Genomic DNA, 19,811 nt, shown 5'->3' on the forward strand with positions numbered 1-19,811 from the left:
TGATGCATACTTAGCCTCATTTATCCAGATGATAAAGGGAAAAGGAGGTATGACTATGTGCCGACGGTATTCCATTTCCGCCAGCCTTGATGAAGTGAACGGCTATTTCGGAATCAGCCGCGTGATGTATTATTATAAGAGCCGCTACAATATCAGCCCAACCCAATCCGTACCTGTAGTTGTCCAGGAGGGGGGCGAACGGGTGCTTGACGAATATCGTTGGGGATTGGTCCCTTACTGGGGAAAGGATGCGGTGAATGCGGATTTGATTACAGTGGATCAGAATCCTACTTACCGTAGAGCCATTGATACACGGCGTTGTGTCATTCCTTGCAATGGCTTGTATTACTGGAGAACTGTAGGCAAGCGGAGCTATGCGGTTAGAACCGTGGTCGGGAACAACGAGATTTTTGGGATGGCCGGATTGTATGAAACATGGCGGGATGCCAGAGGTGTCGAAATGAGAACCTGCACGGTACTTATGACAGAGGCCAACGAGGCAATCCGGGAGTTTGATACGCGTATGCCGGCATTGTTGTCTGAAGAGAGCATGGAGAAGTGGCTGGATCCAGAGGTAAAAGGAGTGCATGCACTGCAGCCATTGCTTGGTACATACCGGGGTTCAATGAGGATATATCCGGTCACGCCACTGATCGCCGATGATTCCCATGATCACCAGCAGTGTATCGAGGAGATGGATCTGAAGCGGGCATGGGTAAAGAGCATTTAGTTCGTAAGTATGAAGTGTTTAATGTGCATGATAAGTCGTAATGAGCTGAGCTATCCGAACAATCCGGGAACCGATTCCGGGTTGTTTTTTTGTTTTAAGCTTGAGCGATGGCGGGACGATTTCGGTCGGACTATGGTCCTTCCTCGTTTGCTTTGTGGAGAACAATATTTAACATCGAAAATAGGTCCAGCTATATTATTGCTGCATTATGCATTTCTGATGAAATGTTTCCTGACTTATTTTTGACAGGATAGAGGGGGATATTTGAATTATAGGCTTCAGCTTAAACGATGCCATACTCTCGTGTAAGGTAAGTTAACGTGATTATCATATACATAAGCGTCTCATTATCTATAAAATGTAAAATGAACTTGAAATTTCATACATTTTCAGTAAACGAAAAGTAAAGTAAGCGATTAAAAGTATTTATTAACCCCGAAAATGACGTTAAAAACATGTTTTTTGAGAAATTTGAAAAAAAGTAATTGACGTTACCTAATTTTACACGTATCATAACATTAATTTTATAGGCAAGAAGATATTGCTAGAGACTTTGGCACTAATTGACCATTGGTATATTTTCTGTAAATCTTTCAGCGGATTTCACATCATGCTTTGACACCTACGAGTCCGATCCGAGGCCGAAATTATTTAAGGATGATTTCAATATTCGTCCTGATAATTTATAGCATCATTATATTTTAAGAGGAGGATTAGCATGAAGAAGAGAATGTCGTTACTGCTTGCCATCATGCTCATGGCCATTTTGGTTCTTGCAGCGTGCGGCGGCGGTCAGACAGCAGAACAACCAAACCAAGGGGACACGCAAACTGAGCAGACTCCACCTGCTGAAGGCGAAGGCAAAGAAACAGAACCGCCAGCTGAAGGACAGGACGAGAGCCAAGGTTATTTCGAGGCCGAGGATCCTTCCCTCAATCCGGCAGCAGCGTTAGCTCGTAAAGACACGCTGATTGTTGGTATGACAGCTCCAAAAGGCGTATTCAACCCATTCTACGCTCAAACTGCATATGACATGTATGTGGTTGACACATTGTTTGACGCATGGGTAGTCGTTCAAGGCGACGGAACATATACGAACCGTCTGGCTGAGAGCATTGACGTATCCGAAGATAAACTGACGTACACCTTCAAGCTGAAGCAAGGCGTAACTTATTCCGACGGAACGCCGGTTACTGTTAAAGACTATGCTTTCGCTCTGAAAGTACTGCATGACGCGAGCTATGACGGCCAATCCGATATTCTGCAAGCTAAAATCGTAGGCGGTCAAGAGTACCACGACGGCAAGGCTTCCGAAATTTCCGGCGTGAAGATCATTGACGACCACACGATCGAAGTTAAAGTTTCCGAAGCAAACGCAATGACGAAAGACAGACTCGCTACCGTTTATTTCGCACCAGAAGCTTATTACGGCAAAGATTACAAGCAAGGCGATCTGGGATACATGGCTGACCTGCATGACAAACCGATCGGCAGCGGCCAGTACATCCTGAAAGAATTCAAGCCTGGTCAAGAAGTAGTTATGGAAGCAAACCCTAACTATCACCTGGGCGCACCAAAAATCAAAAACCTGATCTATAAGACAACAACCGAGGAAACCCGTTTGGCAATGTTCCAATCCGGTGAAATCGATATGGATATGGTTACCGTTAACGAAGATAACGTAGAGGAATTGAAAGGAATGGGCTTCCTGGATCTCAACATTTTCCCGACCAACGGTTATGGATATGTTGCCATGAACCATAAAGATCCGAAGTTCCAAGACGTTAAAGTTCGTCAAGCTCTGCTGTACGGTTTGAACCGTGCGGAAGTCGTAGAGATCATCTATGGTGAATATGCAAACGTACTGAACGTACCACAATCCAGCGTTTCTTGGGCATATACGGATGAAGGCATCGAGCCTTATGAGTTCGATCCAGAGAAAGCGAAGCAGCTTCTTGACGAAGCAGGCTGGGTTCCTGGTGCAGACGGCATCCGTGAGAAAGACGGCAAGAAATTCGAGATCAACTTCTCGGCAACCTCGGATAACCCGGTTATCGACGCACTCATTCCTATAATGACGAAGAACTATCAAGATCTCGGCATTAAGCTGGTTGCTGATACTCTGGATTTCAATGCCATTATGGATAAGAAGGACAGAGGCGACTTCGAAATGTTCTTCGCGGCATGGGGATTGACTCCGGATCCGGATACCAATGTTTACATGACAGACGGACAACAAAACGACATCGGATACTCGAATCCTGAATACGACGCAGCGATGAAGGAAGGTTTGAACGCGTTCGATCTGGCAGAGCGTAAAGCAGCGTATGCGAAGGCATACCAAATCCTGAACAAAGACGTTCCGGATCTTCTGATCTACCAAAGACGTGACGCTTGGGCGATCAACAGCCGTGTAAACGGTATGGATATTACCCCTTACAAAGACTTCACTCATGATCTGTACAAAGCGGAGATTGAACAATAACAGCAGGAAACATATGCTCAGCTCGCAAGAGCTGGGCATATCCACTTATAAGCCGGGAGGAATATTATGAAGCAGTACATTATCCGGAGGCTGCTGCAGATCATTCCGACGTTGATCGGGATCTCGATTATCATATTTGCAATATCAGCGATGGTGCCAGGTGATTACATCACCGCAGTCAACAACCCGACGATGTCTGCTGAGAAAGCAGCACAGCTTCGGGAAATTTACGGTTTGGATAAAAATCCGGTGGAGCGTTACTTCACCTGGGCTGGTAATATGTTAAAGGGCAATCTCGGAGATTCCCTTGTGCACAAGAAGCCTGTCACGACAGTGATGGGGAATTATGTATGGAATTCATTTTTTGTTGCGGTATTTTCATTGATTTTCAGCTGGATCATCGCCATATTTGCGGGCGTATTCTCGGCTAAATTTCAATATTCCTTATTCGATAAGATTGTAACCTTGTTTATTTTCTTATGTATGTCGTTGCCGTCCTTCTTTATCGGACTTCTCCTCATCAAGTTTTTAGCGCTCGATCTGGGATTGTTCCCGGTGGGAGGCATGACGACGTCCGGCTTGAATGGCAGCACTTGGGACCAATTGGTTGATATCGCCTGGCATATGTTCCTGCCGGTACTGGTACTGACCATGCTGAGTACAGGAAGCCTGACGCGTTATTTCCGTACCAGCATGCTGGAGGTTATCCGTCAGGATTATATACGTACCGCTCGCGCCAAAGGGCTCAAAGAGCGTACGGTAATATTCAAGCACGCGCTGCGTAATGCGCTGCTTCCAGCAATTACATTGATGGGCTTCGAATTGCCGGCATTGTTCGGCGGGGCAATAATTCTGGAGAAAATTTTCATATGGCCTGGGGTTGGTCAGGTGTACTATGAATCGATCAACATGCGGGATTATCCGTTCATGCTCGGTTTCACCGTGTTTATCTCCGTATTGACATTGATCGGCAATCTGCTGTCTGATGTCCTGTACGGCGCAGCTGACCCAAGAATTCGCTTAAAGTAGGAGGAGATTCATTTGGCCGCAGAGACTGCACCATTACAAACGAATGTATCAGCTCCGAAACGACAGCCGGATTCCCCGTGGAGAATGGCCATTCGCCGCTTTACCAGAAACCGCCTTGCTGTCATCGGGCTTGTCATAATAGTCTTTATGTTTTTGCTATGTTTTATCGGACCGCTGTTTTCACCGTATGCCGTACTTGATACCAATGTTGCAGACAAGAACCTGCCCCCAAGCTCTAAATACTGGCTGGGAACAGACAAGCTGGGGCGCGATGTGTTATTGCGTGTGATGCTGGCAGGCCGAATTTCCTTAACGGTTGGTCTAGTTGCAACCGGGATCTCCGTTATTATTGGGGCAACGCTCGGGGCATTGGCCGGATTTTACCGCAGATGGGTCGATACCCTCATCATGCGGATCGCGGATATTTTCATGGCCTTGCCGACACTGCCGATCCTGATTATCATGGGTGCGGTATTGTCGGATCTTAAGGTAGAACCGAGTGAACGTATCTATTTCTTGATGCTTATTATCGGTATTTTGGGATGGAGCGGTATCTCACGTCTCGTACGTGGGCAAATATTGACGCTCCGTGAACAGGAATTTATGCAGGCGACCGAGGCTCTCGGGCTGAAGGACCGCCGTAAAATTTTCCGCCACCTCCTGCCGAATACAATTCCGATTGTCATTGTATCGGCTACGCTGGGTGTAGCGGGAGCGATTATTGCCGAGTCTTCACTAAGCTTCTTGGGGGTCGGGGTCGTTCCTCCGACGCCATCGTGGGGGAATATGATCACCGCCGCCAATAACATGATCGAATTCCGTAAGCGGCCATGGACCTGGATTCCGCCAGGCGCATGTATTCTGATCACGGTTGTAGCGATTAACCTGATCGGTGATGGACTTCGCGACGCCCTTGACCCGAAAATGAAGAAGTAGGAGATGCGAATATGGCAAAAGAATTAGTAGAATTCCGCAATTTAAAAACGCATTTTCAAACCTCCGCAGGTACCGTGAAAGCCGTCGACGATGTCAGCTTCAAAATCCGGGAAGGCGAGACCCTGTGCGTCGTCGGCGAGTCGGGCTGCGGCAAGAGCGTGACGGCAATGTCACTGATGCGTTTGATCGATGTTCCCCCTGTTGGCGGGGAGATTTTATATGAAGGCAAAGACCTGCTCAAGATGAGCAAACGGGAAATGAGTCTGATCCGCGGTAATGATATCGCAATGATCTTTCAGGAGCCAATGACTTCCTTGAACCCGGTACTGACGATTGGCGAGCAGATTGTTGAGCCGATTTTGCTTCATCAGCTTGTGGACCGTAAAGAAGCGAAGAAGCGTGCGATCGACCTGATCAACCTGGTCGGCATTCCGCGTGCAGAGAAAATCTTTGAGTCTTATCCGCATGAGCTTAGCGGCGGCATGCGTCAGCGGATTATGATCGCGATTGCGCTGAGCTGTAATCCGAAGCTGCTCATCGCAGACGAGCCAACGACGGCGCTCGATGTGACGATTCAAGCCCAGATTCTGGACTTGATGCGTGACATTAAGGATAAATTCAAGACGTCCATCATGCTTATCACGCATGATCTCGGCGTTGTAGCCGAAATGGCCGACTATGTCGTTGTTATGTATGCCGGCAAAGTGATTGAAGAGGCTCCGGTTATCGAGCTCTTCAAGCAGCCGAAGCATCCGTACACGAAGGGTCTGCTGAAGGCGAAGCCGGTCATCAATCAGACCCAGGAGCGTCTCTATTCGATTCCGGGTCAAGTACCGAACCCGGTCGATCTTGGCGATAACTGCCATTTCCATGATCGCTGCGAATTCTGCATGCAGATCTGCAAAGAGAAACAGCCTCCGCTCGGTACCGATCCGAACGGCCATAAGGTCGCTTGTTGGTTGTATGAAGAGGAGGGGAAAGAATAATGAGTCAGGCACTACTTGAAGTTGATAACCTAAAAAAATACTTTCCCATTACCGGCGGCATACTCCAGCGCCGAATCGGCGATGTTAGGGCCGTCGACGGCGTCAGCTTCACCATTAATAAGGGTGAATCGTTCGGACTCGTAGGCGAGTCCGGCTGCGGCAAGAGCACGATCGGACGTACGATTCTCCGCTTGCTCGATAAGACGGACGGCAAAGTGCTGTTCAACGGTGAGGACATCCATGCCTTGTCCAAGGAAAAGATGCGCGCGATGCGGCCGAAGATGCAGATCGTATTCCAGGATCCGTTCAGCTCGCTGAACCCGAGAATCAAGGTAGGGGAAGCCATCGGCGAAGCGCTCATCGACCATGGTCTTGTAAACCGCAGACAGCTCAAGGATAAGGTTGTTGAGACCCTGGAAATATGCGGGCTTGCCGCGTATCACTATGAGCGTTATCCGCATGAATTCTCCGGTGGACAACGGCAGCGGATCGGGATTGCCCGTGCGCTCATTCTGAATCCGGACTTTATTGTTGCAGACGAGCCGGTATCCGCGTTGGATGTGTCCATCCAGGCGCAGATTATTAACCTGCTCAGCGACTTGCAGCGCGAAAAGCAGCTCACGTATCTGTTCATTTCCCATGATCTTAGCGTTGTCGAGCATTTGTGCAACCGGATCGGGGTTATGTATCTCGGATCGATGGTGGAGATGGCCAGCAAGGAAGAGCTGTTCCGCAACCCGCTGCACCCTTACACGAAGGCGCTGCTCTCCGCCGTTCCGATTCCGGATCCGACGCTGAAGCGTGAACGCATCGTGCTGACGGGTGACATTCCGAGCCCGGCAAATCCGCCGTCAGGCTGCAAATTCCACACCCGCTGTCCGCTTGCTTCCGATCTGTGCAAGCAGCAGGTGCCGGAATACCGTAATGTCGGCAATGATCACTATGTGGCTTGCCATTACGCTTAAGGTGCAAACGAAAATCGGTTTAACAGGTTCTCATTATATAAGACTTGCGCTTTAACCCGATTCTGACAAAATCCTCTTGTTTTATTACAGTATCAGAATCCAAAAAGGACTTCTTCAGTCTTAAGACTGACTAGAAGTCCTTTTTTAGTAGGATCCATGCATACAACTACTATTTTAGTTGCCCTCCGTTATATGCTGACTGCAAGGTAAATGTTCCATGCTGCTATAAAAAACCAAGGTCATATTTGCTAGGATACGCTTCCTAGATTAAGAACTTTGAGCCGAGTTAGGGAGAATTGGGAGAGGGTTAGAAGAATAGAGACTAGGATAGAGAGAATTACGGCAAGTTCAAGAAATATACATAATTTCCCTCAATTTTTTTTGAAAAAAACGCAGACCAAAACACCGTTTGAACCGTCTATTATTATGGAGGGCGAAATCGATGAATAAACGGTGGCTTTGGATCGGATTGATGGTGCTGATCATTGTGCCCCTTGTGGCCGTATTTATATTAAATATAGAACGGATAGCGTTTAAACCGAGAGTAGACGCAAGAGCGGTCGTCTTGATGGACATCACGACAGGCCATATTTTGCTGAGCAAAAACGGGGATGTGCCGCTGCCCCCTGCAAGCATGTCCAAGCTGATGACCGAGCTGGTCATTCTGGATGAAATCAAATCCGGTAGGAGAGCGTGGGACGATGAAGTCGTAATCAGCGACAACGCGGGCAAGGTCGGAGGAATCAGTATCGATTTGAAGCCGGGGGAGACCCTGGCGTTGCGTGAGCTCTTTCAGAGTATGGCCGTGTATTCCGCTGATGACGCGGCTGTGGCGCTTGCGGAGCATGTGGCCGGTTCGGAGAAGGCCTTCGTTGAGCGCATGAATAGCAAGGCGAGAGAGATCGGATTATCAAATGAAACGAGATTTACCAATGCTTCCGGTGCGGAGCTCTCCCAGTCCGTATCACCGGAGGACGAAACCGTGATGACCGCCGTCGACACCGCGAAGCTTGCAGCCCATCTGATCAAGCATCATCCGGACATTTTGACCACCTCAAGCAAGGCGCAGATGAAGCTCAGTGGGCGAGGGTTATATTTAAGCAATACGAACTGGATGCTGCCGTCGATCGGGGGGCCCTACTCGTACGAGGGAACCGACGGGCTAAAGGCCGGATATACGCCTAAGGCGGGCTATTGCTTCACCGGAACGGCCGAGAAGCAGGGCAGCCGGCTTATTGCAGTCGTCATGGGAACTGAATCGAAGGAAGCCCGGTTCGAGGTGACGCGCAAGCTGTTTGACTATGGATTCAAAAAAACATTAACATGGAAAGAGCGGCTGGATGATTGGTTTCTCAATGCGGGAATGACGGCTGCTCTTTTGTATAAACCGGGTGATCCTATGGATTCACATCAATTGGCAAGTTTGTAAATGTGAGTGGGAGGGTTCACATCCGACAGGGATGTGGTTTACAATAGATGGTGTGCCGAATCTGAATACGCATGGTTGATGCCGTGCGTCATCGGGATGCAATCCCGTTTAAATAAGGAAGGGAGGGTGAGCCTAGCTGCTTTGGGAGCATACTGCCCCTGATTGGAACTGACTCATTCATCAATTTATTTTATAATAAAGAAGGAATCTAATCTCATGAAGAGGAAATCAATATATATCACACTGGCAGTTCTCATCCTCCTCGGATCGTCAGCCTACTTATTCCGTACCCAGCTTATCGTAGCTGCTTTCGATCTGTTTATGGCGAAGGACGTTGAGGACTCGCTGCAAAAGTCATATAAGCCGCTGCAAGGCGACAAGAAGCCGGAGCCTGTCGTGCTCCAAAGCAAGCCTTTCTCGGTCATGCTGCTGGGCAGTGACCAGCGGGAGGACGAACCCGCACGTTCGGACACGATGATCTATGCCGTAGTCCGTCCGAAGGAATCCAAGGTACTGCTTGTATCGATTCCGCGGGATACCTATGTCGATATTATCGGCAAGGGCAAGAAAGATAAGATCACCCATGCTTTTGCATTCGGCGGCCATCAGATGGCCAAAGATACGATGGAGGCATTCCTTGATGAAGATATCGACTATTATGCGTCGATTAACTTTCAAGGGTTGAAGGATGTCGTAGACGCCATGGGCGGTGTGGAGCTGCCGATCGGCAAGGATATCGTCAATAAGGGCAAAGACCACGAGAAGTTTACGGTCAAGGCGAACAAGCCGATTTACAGCGGGGAGGAAGCGCTGAACTACGTCCGTTACCGGGAGGACAGCGACTTCAACCGGGCTAAACGCCAGCAGGTATTTCTGGATATGGCCGCCAAGCGGCTGAAGCAGCCCGATCAGATCGGCAAGGTGCCCGAACTGATCGCGATCATGGGCGACAACTTCCAGACGGATATGCAGCCCAAGTTCATTATTGATTTGGCGAAGCAAATGCTGACCGGGCCTAAAGTCGACATGACCAGCTTTACGATCATGGGAGAAGGCATGCGAATTGGAGGGGTCTACTACAACGATCCCGACATGGAGGATGTTCAAGAAGCTAGAGACATGATTGACAACTGGATGAACCCGGATACTCCATCCGACCAGCTGCTGAAGCCGAAGGATGCTGAGAAGCAAAAACTACAGTAACCCATACACCGGCATTGTCCGGATTTGTTCCTAACATGCGTTTCTCACCATAATCAGCAGTCCGGATCGTCTGGCTGCTGATTTTGTGTCCTGATGCTTATGAATCGGGACACGGGTGGGCTGCGTATGTATGATAGTGGATAGGAGAAAGGAGTAACCTGCTTGTCCAGCCAGCATTGGCAAGGTTACTTAGATGGCCTTAATTCTGAGGGATTGGAAAGGTCATAAGGAGGATAAGGCATTATGAATATCGCGTTTTTTCTTTTACCGAAACAGGAAGTGGTCTGCCTCACCCTGGATTCCACGCTAAGGCAGACGCTGGAGCGTATGGAATACCACCGTTATACGGCGGTACCGGTGCTGGATAAGAACGGCCAGTACGCAGGCACGGTGACGGAAGGCGATCTGCTCTGGCACATGAAGAATTCCGATGGCAAAATCACATTTGAGAACGCTTCAAAATTTCTGCTGAAGGACGTACCGTTCCGAATGGACATTAAGCCGGTATCCATCGATGCCAGAATGGAGGACTTGATCAATTTGGCGAAGGTACAGAACTTTGTACCGGTAGTGGATGATATGAACCGGTTCATCGGAATCGTGCGCAGGAGCCTTATTATCGAATACTGTGAGCGGTTTGTTTCAAAGGAGACATTGGAGCCCCGAAAGGCTCAAACCTCGATATAATTTAGGAAAAGTGGCAGGGCGTGTAACCGCGGTGAGTACGTAGGTATCACGCCCTATTTTTCATACGCGGGAATATTAGAGGGATAATTGGAGACACAGAGAAGGGAGCGCATGACAGGCAGCTGCCGCAACCTTGACAGGCCAAGGCCCGGGGGACTTTATGTGGGTGAATTTTATTTATGCTATAATGGAGAATAAAGCTGTTTTCGGGGAGAGATGGATATGCCAAATATGCCAAAGGACTTGGATGTAGCTAAACGCGCCAAAGTGATTGAATGGCTGAAAACCGAAGTCATTGACAATGTATCTCGGTTATTCAAAGCCCTGTGGGAAGGCAGCACAACGAAAGTTGGAGACAGTTTGGTAAGCCTGATGATGAGCTCTTACATATTAGGCCGAAGGCTGGGCATGACCTATCGTGATTTGGACGATCTCCTGCTTGAGAAATTGAGGAAGCACAAGCAGGAAGGACATCAGCTTGAGGATTGGTACCAGGATATATCCGCACTCGAAGAACATTTGCGTAAGAGGTGAACATATTGAAATTACGCTGGACAACAGCGGCCTGGAGCATCATTTATTTGCTTCTGCTGCTCTCTCTGCAAACCCCCTTTTCCATTGTGACGGCATTCCTTCTGGTTCTGCCGGTTGCGATCCTGTTTACGGCATTAAATACACAATCGTTTATTCTTCATATTGCGCCTGTATGGTTGATCGCGCTGCTGATTCATCCGATTTTTCTCCTGTTCGCGGTTTACTTTGCGATTCCGGGGGTTGTAATGGGATATCTATACCGGAAAAGAAAGGCTGCCATGCAAGTATTAAAATTCGGCGTGGCCACGATGCTGGTGGAATTGCTGCTGCTGCTTATGATCAGCACGGCCTTCTTCCAGATGGACCTGTCGGCGTATGTGGATGAAATCGTGAAGATGACAACGGCCCCACTGACCGAGATAGGGGTTGAAGGCAATTTTGGCGGACAACTCGTCGGACCGGAAATCGACACGCAGCTGATCAAGGACAGAACCCTGCAGCTTGTACCGTTCGCCATGATCATCAGCTCGTTCCTGATGACGGTGATCACGCACTCGCTGGCTCGTCCGACGCTGAACAGCATGGGACTGTCCGTGCCGAAATTGAAGCCTGCCCGAGAGTGGATGCTGCCGCGTTCGCTAATTTGGTACTATCTGATCATTTTCTTTATCAATATCGCAACGGTGAACTCGGATAATGCGTTCATGAAGACGATCGTGGCGAATGCAACGCCGCTGCTGCAAATATGCTTTATGATTCAGGCGCTGGGCTTCTTCTACTATCTGGCCCACATCCGGAAATGGCATCCGATTCTTCCGCTGCTGACGGCCATTCCGATCGTGCTGTTCCCGCCGGCGATCATCATCGGCATTCTGGATTTGGCGTTTCCGCTTCGTCAAGCGTTTAGTAAAAACAAAAGATAGGGTGATGAGTCATGCCTAAATTTCTGCAGAAACGCTGGCACGGCTATCACACCGTCTGGGCGTTTGCGCTGGTGCTTCTGCTTGTCATATTCCTGTCGTTCTACAACACGATTCTGGGCCTGGTCGGGCTGCTGCTGGCTGTGATCGGCGGGTACGCAATGCTGAAGGCGGAGATGAAATTCCGGCGGGAACTGGTCGAGTATATCGGCGATCTGTCGTTTCGCATTCGGCGCGTGGAGGGAGAGGCCGTCAGCGTATTGCCGTTCGGAATCGTATTGTACAGCGAGGACAAGACGGTGGAGTGGCATAATCAATTCGTTGTGAATATGTTTCCTCACCAGACGCTGGTCGGCGTATCCTTGGAGGAGCTGTTTCCTCAGCTGGTGAAGGCGATTAGGGAGACGCGGGAGAAGAAGGATGGCAAGGAGACCCAGTCTAAGGAAATTCGGCTGGAAATATCACATGAGGACAAGTTTTATGGGGCGACCGTCATTCCTGAAGAACGGCTGATCTATCTTGATGAGATTACCGAGCTGGTCGTACTGCGCCAGCGGTATGAGGATGAACGTCTGGCGCTCGGCATCATTATGATGGACAACATCGACGAGGCGTCCCAGGGCATGGATGACCAGCAGCGGACGGCACTCATCGCGAAGGTGACCAGCGAAATTACGGACTGGGCCCGGGAGTTTAATGTCTACCTGCGGCGGCTGTCATCGGATCGTTATTTGATGATGCTGAATCACCGGTCGCTGGATCTCTTGGAAAACAGCCGGTTCGTCATCCTCGATGAAGTGCGGGAGATGACCGCTGATTTGAAGGTGCCGCTTACGCTCAGCATCGGTCTTGCTTTCGGCTCTGATGACATTACCGAGCTCGGCCAGCTGGCCCAGTCCAGCCTGGATATGGCCCTAGGAAGGGGCGGCGATCAGGCAGCGGTGAAAGCAGGGCAGCGCCTATCCTTCTATGGCGGCAAATCCAATGCCGTGGAGAAGCGGACACGGGTCCGCGCTCGCGTCATTTCCCATGCGCTGCGCGATCTGATGCAGGAGAGCGACCGCGTTATCGTGATGGGGCACAAGCTGCCCGATATGGACGTGATCGGGGCATCGGTCGGTATTCTGAAAGCCGCTCAGCTGTATAAAGTGGATGCGTATATTGTCCTCGAGGGGCTCAACCCGTCGATTGAGCGGATTATGGCTGAGGTTCGCAAGGATGAAGCCTTGATCAGCCGCTTCATATCGACGGAGCACGCGATGCAGATGATGACCGAGCATACCCTGCTCGTTGTCGTGGACACGCACAAGGCGTCCATGACGATGGAGCCGCGGCTCGTGCAGCGGGCTAGCCGGGTGGTCGTGATGGATCACCATCGCCGCGGCGAGGAATTTATCAACGATGCGGTGCTGATCTATCTGGAGCCGTACGCATCCTCCACCTGTGAGCTCGTGACCGAGGTGCTGCAGTACATTCACGACCGGGTATCGCTTACCCCTGTGGAGGCAACGGCCCTGTTAGCGGGCATAACGGTCGATACGAAGCATTTCGCGCTTCATACCGGGTCCAGAACGTTTGAGGCAGCAGGCTTCCTGCGGCGGCATGGCGCGGATACGATGCTCATCCAACGGCTGCTGAAGGAAGATCTGACAGAATTTATCGCTAAGGCAGAAGTCGTAAAACATGCTAGAATGGTATATGATCACATCGCCATTGCGGTGGCGGAGAGCGGGGAGCCGATGCCGCAAATGCTGATCGCGCAGGTTGCCGATATGCTGCTGAACATGAACGATGTGCAAGCATCGTTTGTTATCAGCGAACGCACAGACGGCAAGATTGGCATCAGTGCCCGTTCGATGGGCAAGATGAATGTTCAGATGATTATGGAACGTCTCGGGGGAGGCGGACACTTAACCAACGCCGCCGTACAGCTGGACTCGACGCTGGAAGAAGCCGAAGAGCAGCTGCTGGAAGTGTTGGCGGACATTGAAGCGAAAGAGGGGTTATTCGAATGAAAGTGATTTTTATAAAGGATATGAAGGGCCAAGGCAAGAAAGGCGAAGTGAAGGAAGTATCGGAAGGCTATGCAACAAACTTCTTGTTCCCGCGCGGGGTTGCGCGTCCGGCAACGGAGGGCAACATGAAGACGCTGGAGCAGCAGCAGGCATCCGAGCAGAAGCGCAAGGCTCAAGAGAAGGAAGAGGCTCAAGCGCTTGGCAAGAAGCTGGAGGAAATGACGGTTGTCCTGAAAGCGAAGGCCGGCGAAGGCGGCCGTCTCTTCGGCGCGATTACGAGCAAGCAAATTGCCGAAGCGCTCGCAGGACAGAAAATTAAGATCGACAAGCGCAAAATCGAGCTGGGCGAACCGATTCGAACTCTGGGCGTAACACAGGTACCGGTGAAGCTGCACCCTGATGTGAAGGTAACGCTTAAGGTTCAAATTACGGAGGAATAACATGGGAGGAGAACTCTATTTCGATCGGGTCCCCCCGCAGAACCTCGAAGCCGAACAGGCGGTGCTGGGGGCCATTCTGCTGCAGAGCGAAGCGCTGATTACGGCGATGGAGCGGGTGCAGACCGAGGACTTCTACGACAAAACGCACCAGATGATCTACGAAGTGATGGTGCAGCTCGGAGAAGAGAATCAGCCGATCGATCTGGTGACCCTCACCTCCCGTCTTCAGGATAAAGGACAGCTTGAGGAAATCGGCGGCGTCAGCTATTTGGCCAAGCTGGCGCATGCGGTTCCGACGGCGGCGAACGTGGACTATTACGCGCAGATCATCGAAGAGAAATCGATGCTCCGGCGGCTGATCCGAACAGCGACGCAGATCGTGAGCGAAGGCTATACCGGCGGCGAAGACGTGGCCGGCATGCTGAGCGAGGCGGAGCGCCGCATTCTCGAAATTTCCAACCGGCGCACGGGCAGCGGATTCATAGCGATCCGGGATGTGCTGATGGAAGTGTTCGAGAAGGTGGAGGTTCTGCATCAGAACCGGGGCAGCACGACGGGAATTCCGTCCGGCTTCGTGGATCTCGATAAAATGACGAGCGGCTTCCAGCGCAGTGACCTCATTATCGTAGCGGCACGTCCATCCGTAGGTAAAACGGCGTTCGCCCTGAATATCGCGCAGAATGTTGCGATTCGGGCGAAGGAGACGGTTGCGATCTTCAGTCTGGAGATGTCCGCGCCGCAGCTGGTTCAGCGTATGATCTGCGCCGAGGCTAACCTCGACGCAGGCGTCATGCGGACCGGTGATTTTAAAGGCGATGAGGACTGGTCCAAGCTAACGATGGGGATCGCCGCATTGTCGGAAGCGGAAATTTATATTGATGATACGCCTGGAGTGACGGTTGCCGATATCCGGGCGAAGTGCCGGCGTCTGAAGAAAGAGAAGGGGCTCGGGATGATTCTGATTGACTACCTGCAGCTCATTCACGGGCGCGGCAAGCCGGGCGAGAACCGGCAGCAGGAGGTATCCGAAATTTCCCGTACGCTCAAGCAGATTGCGCGGGAGCTGGAAGTGCCGGTAATCGCGTTGTCCCAGCTGAGCCGGGGCGTCGAGCAGCGTCAGGACAAGCGTCCGATGATGAGTGACCTTCGGGAATCCGGTTCGATCGAGCAGGATGCCGATATCGTCGCGTTCTTATACCGGGATGATTATTACAATCAGGAGACGGAGAAGAAGAACATCATCGAGATCATTATTGCCAAGCAGCGTAACGGTCCGGTCGGTACCGTCGAGCTGGTGTTCTTGAAGAACTTCAACAAATTCGTCAATTACGAGCGTACGCATGCGGATGCATTTGCCGCAGGATAGCCATTTATATACGAAATATCCGGATATCATCCGCAGTTCTCGTCCTAATTCCGAACAATCGTACTGCATCATGTACGATTGTTCGTTTTTTATTTGACTTTAAAAATAAGGACTGTTACACTGGTATTGCTGCCTTTTGTGCAGTGGAGAATATGTAATATGCTTCAGACGATGTATTTCATAAAGGGTTTGACGAAATAATAAGGGTGCTAATGCCCGGGCGGAGGAATGAATATGTCAACGGTAGTCGTTGTGGGAACACAATGGGGAGATGAAGGGAAAGGGAAGATCACGGATTATTTGGCGGAAAGCGCCGACGTGGTGGCCCGTTACCAAGGCGGCAACAATGCCGGTCACACCATTCTGATTGACGGTAAAAAGTTCAAGCTCAGCTTGATTCCATCCGGAGTATTTTATAAAAATAAAACCTGTGTAATCGGAAACGGCATGGTCGTAAATCCGGCTGCACTGATTGAAGAGATTAATTATATTCACGATAACGGATTCAGCACGGACAATCTGGTCATCAGCGACCGGGCGCATGTCATCATGCCGTACCATATGGTCCTGGATGCACTTGAAGAGGACCGGAAGGGCCCGAACAAGATCGGAACAACCCGCAAAGGGATCGGTCCTTGCTACATGGATAAAGCTGCACGGAACGGGATCCGGATCTCGGATCTGATGGATCCCGAAGAATTCGAGCTGAAGCTTCGCCATATGGTGAAGGAGAAGAATCAGGTGATCACGCAAGTGTACGGCGGCGAGGAGCTCGATGTTGAAGAGATTTTGACGAAGTACCTGGAGTATGCCGAAATTATTCGTCCTTACGTTCGCGATACGTCGGTTGTGCTGAATGATGCGATTGATGAAGACAAGAAGGTGCTGTTCGAAGGCGCACAAGGCGTTATGCTGGATATCGACCAAGGCACCTATCCGTTCGTCACTTCGTCCAACCCTTCAGCCGGCGGCGTATGCATCGGCTCGGGTGTAGGGCCATCCAAGATCCAGCAGGTTATCGGGGTAGCGAAATCGTACACGACCCGTGTCGGCGATGGACCGTTCCCTACCGAGCTGAACAATGAAATCGGCGACTATATCCGGGAAAAAGGCCATGAATACGGCACCGTTACGGGCCGTGCCCGCCGCGTCGGCTGGTTCGACAGCGTCGTTGTCCGTCATGCCCGCCGCGTGAGCGGAATTACCGGCCTGTCGCTGAACTCGCTGGATGTGCTGAGCGGTCTCGAGACCGTTAAGATCTGCACAGCCTACAAATACCGCGGTGAGGAAATCAAGCACTACCCGTCCAGCCTCAAGATGCTGGCCGAGTGCGAAGCGATCTATGAGGAGCTGCCGGGCTGGAGCGAAGACATCACCGGTGCGAAGACGCTGGAGGATCTTCCGGAGAATACACGCCGTTATGTGGAGCGGGTATCGGAGCTGACCGGCATTCCGATTGCGATTTTCTCGGTAGGCCGCAACCGGGAGCAGACGAATCAAGTGCTGCCGATCTACGAGTAATCCTGCAAAGCTTGAAATTTTAGAAGCAAAGAGACGGGAATGTCATCGGATAGATATCGATAAGCCTGCCCAGGGTGAGAACCTGGCAGGCTTTTTTTATATGTATAGCCATGAGGTAGAAGTATAAGATTATGCCCCTCCGTACGAGGAAATTATCCCTCGACCGGAAAGATTTCAACCCTATAATGGAGTTAGAAATAAAGAATGACGCTGGGTTTGGAATTGGGGCTAAGACAGCGAACAGCACGGCAGGATAGCCAGGATTATAGAGGGGAAGAAGCCATACGCTTCTTAACAAGGGTTACGGCCTTATGGGAGAGCCGGGAGTCCGATTCCCGGCAGCATAAAGACCGGAATTATCCGAAAAAGCATTACATGCGGATGATTCCGGTCTTTTAACGTGCATGGTACCCTTTGCAACCGCAATGGCTGAATCCCTTCCAGCGTGTATAGATCTCATAGACTACGTAGAATCCCGACGCTTACCGAACCTTAATGCGGAATGCTGCCTGAAACCAACAGATTGTAGAGTGCCTGATACCGATTAAGGAACGCATCGCGTCCGTAATAGGTTTCTATTTTCGAACGGGCTGCAGCACTCATTCGCTCTTTCCATTCAGGATGGTCCAGGAGGTACATAAGCTGCTGCGCATAATCCAGCTCCTCTGCTTCAGAACGCCCGATGAGAATGCCGTCATGGTGCTGGTGAATCAAGTCCATCCATCCACGGACAGCGAATGCAATGACCGGTACCCCGGCTGCCATCGCCTCCAAGCCGCTAATCGGAAGTCCTTCGCTTGGTGAGGTGGACGCCATCACATCCGTAAATTTCAGAATCTGATGCACGTCGCCGCGCGCACCAAGGACGATGATTTTGGACGACAGCGGTCCGATGGCCTCAATGACCTGCTGCTTCAACGGGCCTTCCCCAACGATAAGAAACCGGTACCGATCCGCGGAATCGGAAGCAATCATTTGTTTGGCGATGGAAATGAATTTTAACGGGTCCTTGTCGGTATTCAGTCTGGCGATGTAGGAGATGACCTTTTTATCCAGCGGGATGTTAAAGCCTTGTTTGAGGATGGCATATTCCTCGGCAGTACCCGGACGATATAAATTCGTATCGATCCCATTTGGCAAAAGGCAGATTTTATCGGGATTGATATGGAACAGGTTCGTCAAGGTGTCCTTCATCGACTGTCTGCATACATTATAGCAGTCAATCCAGGGGTCGAATTGAACGGAATGTCTTACATGGTCCCATGGCAATTCAGGAACATAGGCGTGCAGCAGGGCAATGGTTTTGAGATGTGGAAACCTCGCTTTCAAGCCAGGCAGTATATTGTAGCCGACTTCGCTGTTATTGTTATGGAGAATCTGGATGCCTCTGGTTTCGATCAGGTAATGAATGATGGCTTCCATTTGCTCCGGCAGCTCGCAAATCGAAGGGAGAAGAAAGATTTCATCGGTACATTGGTCATATCTCTGGTAAAGCGGACTTTCCTCCCGAATGGTCGTGACCAGTGTTATATGGTACTGATCTCTAGGCAGGGCCTCCAACAGATCCAGGAAGAAGGTCTCCGCCCCGCCGATAATGAGCCATGGCATGATGATCATAATTTTGATTTTGTTGTCAGCCGGTTTTGTCACCATATAGTTTTCTGACTGTATGTTCCAGTTTGACGATATCGCAGACGATTGCCTCATGCTGTACTCCAGCTGTCCGGCATCGAGCATGCTGTAGGCCCGGTGGTGCCTTCTCCGAAGATGTTCGCGAAGCTCCTTCTGGCGGGCAAGCTGTCTGACGGACTCGGTTTCACCATGTCTGCGGTAGAAGAACAGCAATTCAGGAATACAGAATCCTCCCCAACCGAGACTGGTCAGCTGGATCCAGAAGTCCCAATCCTCGTAGCCTATGCCTTGCTCGTCAAATCCCCCCGATCCCTCCCAGGCGGCGCGCCGAAACATTGAATTCCCGACCACGATATTATTTCTAAGCAGCTCGGCCAAGGAGAAGGGGGGGAGGATCCAAGTCCAATTCTCTTGATCAAATGCCTGAAGATAACAAGTAACGAAACCGACATGGGGGCGGGTGTCCAGAACAAGCGCCCCCTTCTCCAGCAGCGTATGGTGGATCCGGTCATCCGCATCAAGGCGAAAAATATACTTTCCTCTGGCCTCCTGTATGCCCCGGTTTAACGCCGCAGGGATTCCTTTGTTCTCTTGTCGAATGACTTTTGTCTTCGGCTTCTTCATGGTTCGGAACAGCTCTACGGTAAAGGGGTCATCGGAACCGTCATCGACAACAATAATCTCGATATTTTGAATCGTGGAGGCGAGGCATGAGTCAATCGCTTCCTCGAGATAAACTCCATAGTTATAACATGCAATCACCACCGATACCAGCGGCTCGCTCTCTTGAGAATGTATAAACATTGCGCCTTAATGTGCCTCCTCTCACTTAAAGATCGACCATGTGATCAATCATTCCTGCTTTCCGGCAAACGGAGCATCGTCTCGCTCTAGCATCTCCTGCAACTAGTACTTTATCGTATGCAGGTTCGG

Annotated in this window: 17 protein-coding genes; 16 read left to right on the forward strand and 1 reads right to left on the reverse strand. The window is 50.5% G+C overall.

The window, feature by feature from the left end:
* Nucleotides 1-55: 55 nt before the first annotated feature.
* From BBD41_RS14500 to BBD41_RS14575, 16 genes are all read left to right on the forward strand, one after another.
* Nucleotides 56-730 carry an SOS response-associated peptidase gene (locus tag BBD41_RS14500; protein WP_077570866.1) on the forward strand — a complete coding sequence of 225 codons (675 nt, stop codon included), beginning with the start codon at nucleotides 56-58 and terminating at the stop codon, nucleotides 728-730.
* A gap of 718 nt (nucleotides 731-1,448) precedes the next feature.
* On the forward strand, nucleotides 1,449-3,215 hold the full coding sequence (locus BBD41_RS14505; protein WP_099477970.1) for an ABC transporter substrate-binding protein: 1,767 nt from the start codon (nucleotides 1,449-1,451) through the stop codon (nucleotides 3,213-3,215).
* Nucleotides 3,216-3,281: 66 nt separating this feature from the next.
* The gene (locus BBD41_RS14510) at nucleotides 3,282-4,244 is read left to right on the forward strand and encodes an ABC transporter permease (RefSeq protein ID WP_099477971.1); all 963 of its coding nucleotides are present in this window, start codon (nucleotides 3,282-3,284) and stop codon (nucleotides 4,242-4,244) included.
* Nucleotides 4,245-4,256: 12 nt separating this feature from the next.
* Nucleotides 4,257-5,180 (forward strand): oligopeptide ABC transporter permease, encoded by a 924-nt coding sequence (gene opp4C / locus BBD41_RS14515; protein ID WP_099477972.1) that lies wholly within the window; start codon nucleotides 4,257-4,259, stop codon nucleotides 5,178-5,180.
* An 11-nt stretch (nucleotides 5,181-5,191) separates the two neighbouring features.
* On the forward strand, nucleotides 5,192-6,166 hold the full coding sequence (locus tag BBD41_RS14520; RefSeq protein WP_099477973.1) for an ABC transporter ATP-binding protein: 975 nt from the start codon (nucleotides 5,192-5,194) through the stop codon (nucleotides 6,164-6,166).
* Nucleotides 6,166-7,131 (forward strand): ABC transporter ATP-binding protein, encoded by a 966-nt coding sequence (locus BBD41_RS14525; RefSeq protein ID WP_099477974.1) that lies wholly within the window; start codon nucleotides 6,166-6,168, stop codon nucleotides 7,129-7,131. Before BBD41_RS14520 ends, BBD41_RS14525 begins: the two co-directional genes overlap by 1 nt.
* A gap of 442 nt (nucleotides 7,132-7,573) precedes the next feature.
* Nucleotides 7,574-8,560: a D-alanyl-D-alanine carboxypeptidase family protein gene (locus BBD41_RS14530; protein ID WP_099477975.1), complete on the forward strand. Its 987-nt coding sequence runs from the start codon at nucleotides 7,574-7,576 to the stop codon at nucleotides 8,558-8,560.
* A gap of 216 nt (nucleotides 8,561-8,776) precedes the next feature.
* Entirely contained in the window at nucleotides 8,777-9,763 is a 987-nt protein-coding gene (locus BBD41_RS14535; RefSeq protein ID WP_077570853.1) for an LCP family protein, read from the forward strand.
* A gap of 243 nt (nucleotides 9,764-10,006) precedes the next feature.
* Nucleotides 10,007-10,450, forward strand: a complete 444-nt coding sequence (locus BBD41_RS14540) for a CBS domain-containing protein (RefSeq protein WP_077570851.1) — start codon at nucleotides 10,007-10,009, stop codon at nucleotides 10,448-10,450.
* 231 nt (nucleotides 10,451-10,681) lie between these two features.
* Nucleotides 10,682-10,984 carry a MazG-like family protein gene (locus BBD41_RS14545; RefSeq protein ID WP_028406241.1) on the forward strand — a complete coding sequence of 101 codons (303 nt, stop codon included), beginning with the start codon at nucleotides 10,682-10,684 and terminating at the stop codon, nucleotides 10,982-10,984.
* Nucleotides 10,981-11,907, forward strand: a complete 927-nt coding sequence (locus tag BBD41_RS14550) for a DUF2232 domain-containing protein (protein WP_237087075.1) — start codon at nucleotides 10,981-10,983, stop codon at nucleotides 11,905-11,907. Before BBD41_RS14545 ends, BBD41_RS14550 begins: the two co-directional genes overlap by 4 nt.
* A gap of 11 nt (nucleotides 11,908-11,918) precedes the next feature.
* Nucleotides 11,919-13,919 (forward strand): DHH family phosphoesterase, encoded by a 2,001-nt coding sequence (locus tag BBD41_RS14555; RefSeq protein WP_077570847.1) that lies wholly within the window; start codon nucleotides 11,919-11,921, stop codon nucleotides 13,917-13,919.
* Nucleotides 13,916-14,359: a 50S ribosomal protein L9 gene (rplI, locus tag BBD41_RS14560; RefSeq protein WP_028406239.1), complete on the forward strand. Its 444-nt coding sequence runs from the start codon at nucleotides 13,916-13,918 to the stop codon at nucleotides 14,357-14,359. The genes BBD41_RS14555 and rplI overlap by 4 nt, the downstream gene beginning before the upstream one ends.
* A 1-nt stretch (nucleotide 14,360) precedes the next feature.
* Nucleotides 14,361-15,725 carry a replicative DNA helicase gene (gene dnaB, locus BBD41_RS14565; protein WP_007129199.1) on the forward strand — a complete coding sequence of 455 codons (1,365 nt, stop codon included), beginning with the start codon at nucleotides 14,361-14,363 and terminating at the stop codon, nucleotides 15,723-15,725.
* A 234-nt stretch (nucleotides 15,726-15,959) separates the two neighbouring features.
* Nucleotides 15,960-17,246, forward strand: a complete 1,287-nt coding sequence (locus tag BBD41_RS14570) for an adenylosuccinate synthase (protein ID WP_077570845.1) — start codon at nucleotides 15,960-15,962, stop codon at nucleotides 17,244-17,246.
* Nucleotides 17,247-17,450: 204 nt separating this feature from the next.
* Complete coding sequence (locus BBD41_RS14575) at nucleotides 17,451-17,645, forward strand: hypothetical protein (protein ID WP_099477976.1); 195 nt, start codon at nucleotides 17,451-17,453, stop codon at nucleotides 17,643-17,645.
* A 93-nt stretch (nucleotides 17,646-17,738) separates the two neighbouring features.
* On the opposite strand, the gene BBD41_RS14580 is transcribed toward BBD41_RS14575, so the two are convergent.
* The gene (locus BBD41_RS14580) at nucleotides 17,739-19,682 is read right to left on the reverse strand and encodes a glycosyltransferase (RefSeq protein WP_077570841.1); all 1,944 of its coding nucleotides are present in this window, start codon (nucleotides 19,680-19,682) and stop codon (nucleotides 17,739-17,741) included.
* Between the last annotated feature and the right edge of the window lie 129 nt (nucleotides 19,683-19,811).

This window comes from Paenibacillus ihbetae, from assembly GCF_002741055.1.
Lineage (GTDB): Bacteria > Bacillota > Bacilli > Paenibacillales > Paenibacillaceae > Paenibacillus_AQ > Paenibacillus_AQ ihbetae.

Excerpts from the sequence above, each read along its gene's own strand:
- BBD41_RS14500 (WP_077570866.1), top strand. The coding sequence starts at position 56 with ATGTGCCGACGGTATTCCATTTCCGCCAGCCTTGATGAAGTGAACGGC.
- BBD41_RS14505 (WP_099477970.1), top strand. The coding sequence starts at position 1,449 with ATGAAGAAGAGAATGTCGTTACTGCTTGCCATCATGCTCATGGCCATT.
- BBD41_RS14510 (WP_099477971.1), top strand. The coding sequence starts at position 3,282 with ATGAAGCAGTACATTATCCGGAGGCTGCTGCAGATCATTCCGACGTTG.
- BBD41_RS14520 (WP_099477973.1), top strand. The coding sequence starts at position 5,192 with ATGGCAAAAGAATTAGTAGAATTCCGCAATTTAAAAACGCATTTTCAA.
- BBD41_RS14525 (WP_099477974.1), top strand. The coding sequence starts at position 6,166 with ATGAGTCAGGCACTACTTGAAGTTGATAACCTAAAAAAATACTTTCCC.
- BBD41_RS14530 (WP_099477975.1), top strand. The coding sequence starts at position 7,574 with ATGAATAAACGGTGGCTTTGGATCGGATTGATGGTGCTGATCATTGTG.
- BBD41_RS14535 (WP_077570853.1), top strand. The coding sequence starts at position 8,777 with ATGAAGAGGAAATCAATATATATCACACTGGCAGTTCTCATCCTCCTC.
- BBD41_RS14540 (WP_077570851.1), top strand. The coding sequence starts at position 10,007 with ATGAATATCGCGTTTTTTCTTTTACCGAAACAGGAAGTGGTCTGCCTC.
- BBD41_RS14545 (WP_028406241.1), top strand. The coding sequence starts at position 10,682 with ATGCCAAAGGACTTGGATGTAGCTAAACGCGCCAAAGTGATTGAATGG.
- BBD41_RS14555 (WP_077570847.1), top strand. The coding sequence starts at position 11,919 with ATGCCTAAATTTCTGCAGAAACGCTGGCACGGCTATCACACCGTCTGG.
- rplI (WP_028406239.1), top strand. The coding sequence starts at position 13,916 with ATGAAAGTGATTTTTATAAAGGATATGAAGGGCCAAGGCAAGAAAGGC.
- dnaB (WP_007129199.1), top strand. The coding sequence starts at position 14,361 with ATGGGAGGAGAACTCTATTTCGATCGGGTCCCCCCGCAGAACCTCGAA.
- BBD41_RS14570 (WP_077570845.1), top strand. The coding sequence starts at position 15,960 with ATGTCAACGGTAGTCGTTGTGGGAACACAATGGGGAGATGAAGGGAAA.
- BBD41_RS14575 (WP_099477976.1), top strand. The coding sequence starts at position 17,451 with ATGACGCTGGGTTTGGAATTGGGGCTAAGACAGCGAACAGCACGGCAG.
- BBD41_RS14580 (WP_077570841.1), bottom strand. The coding sequence starts at position 19,682 with ATGTTTATACATTCTCAAGAGAGCGAGCCGCTGGTATCGGTGGTGATT.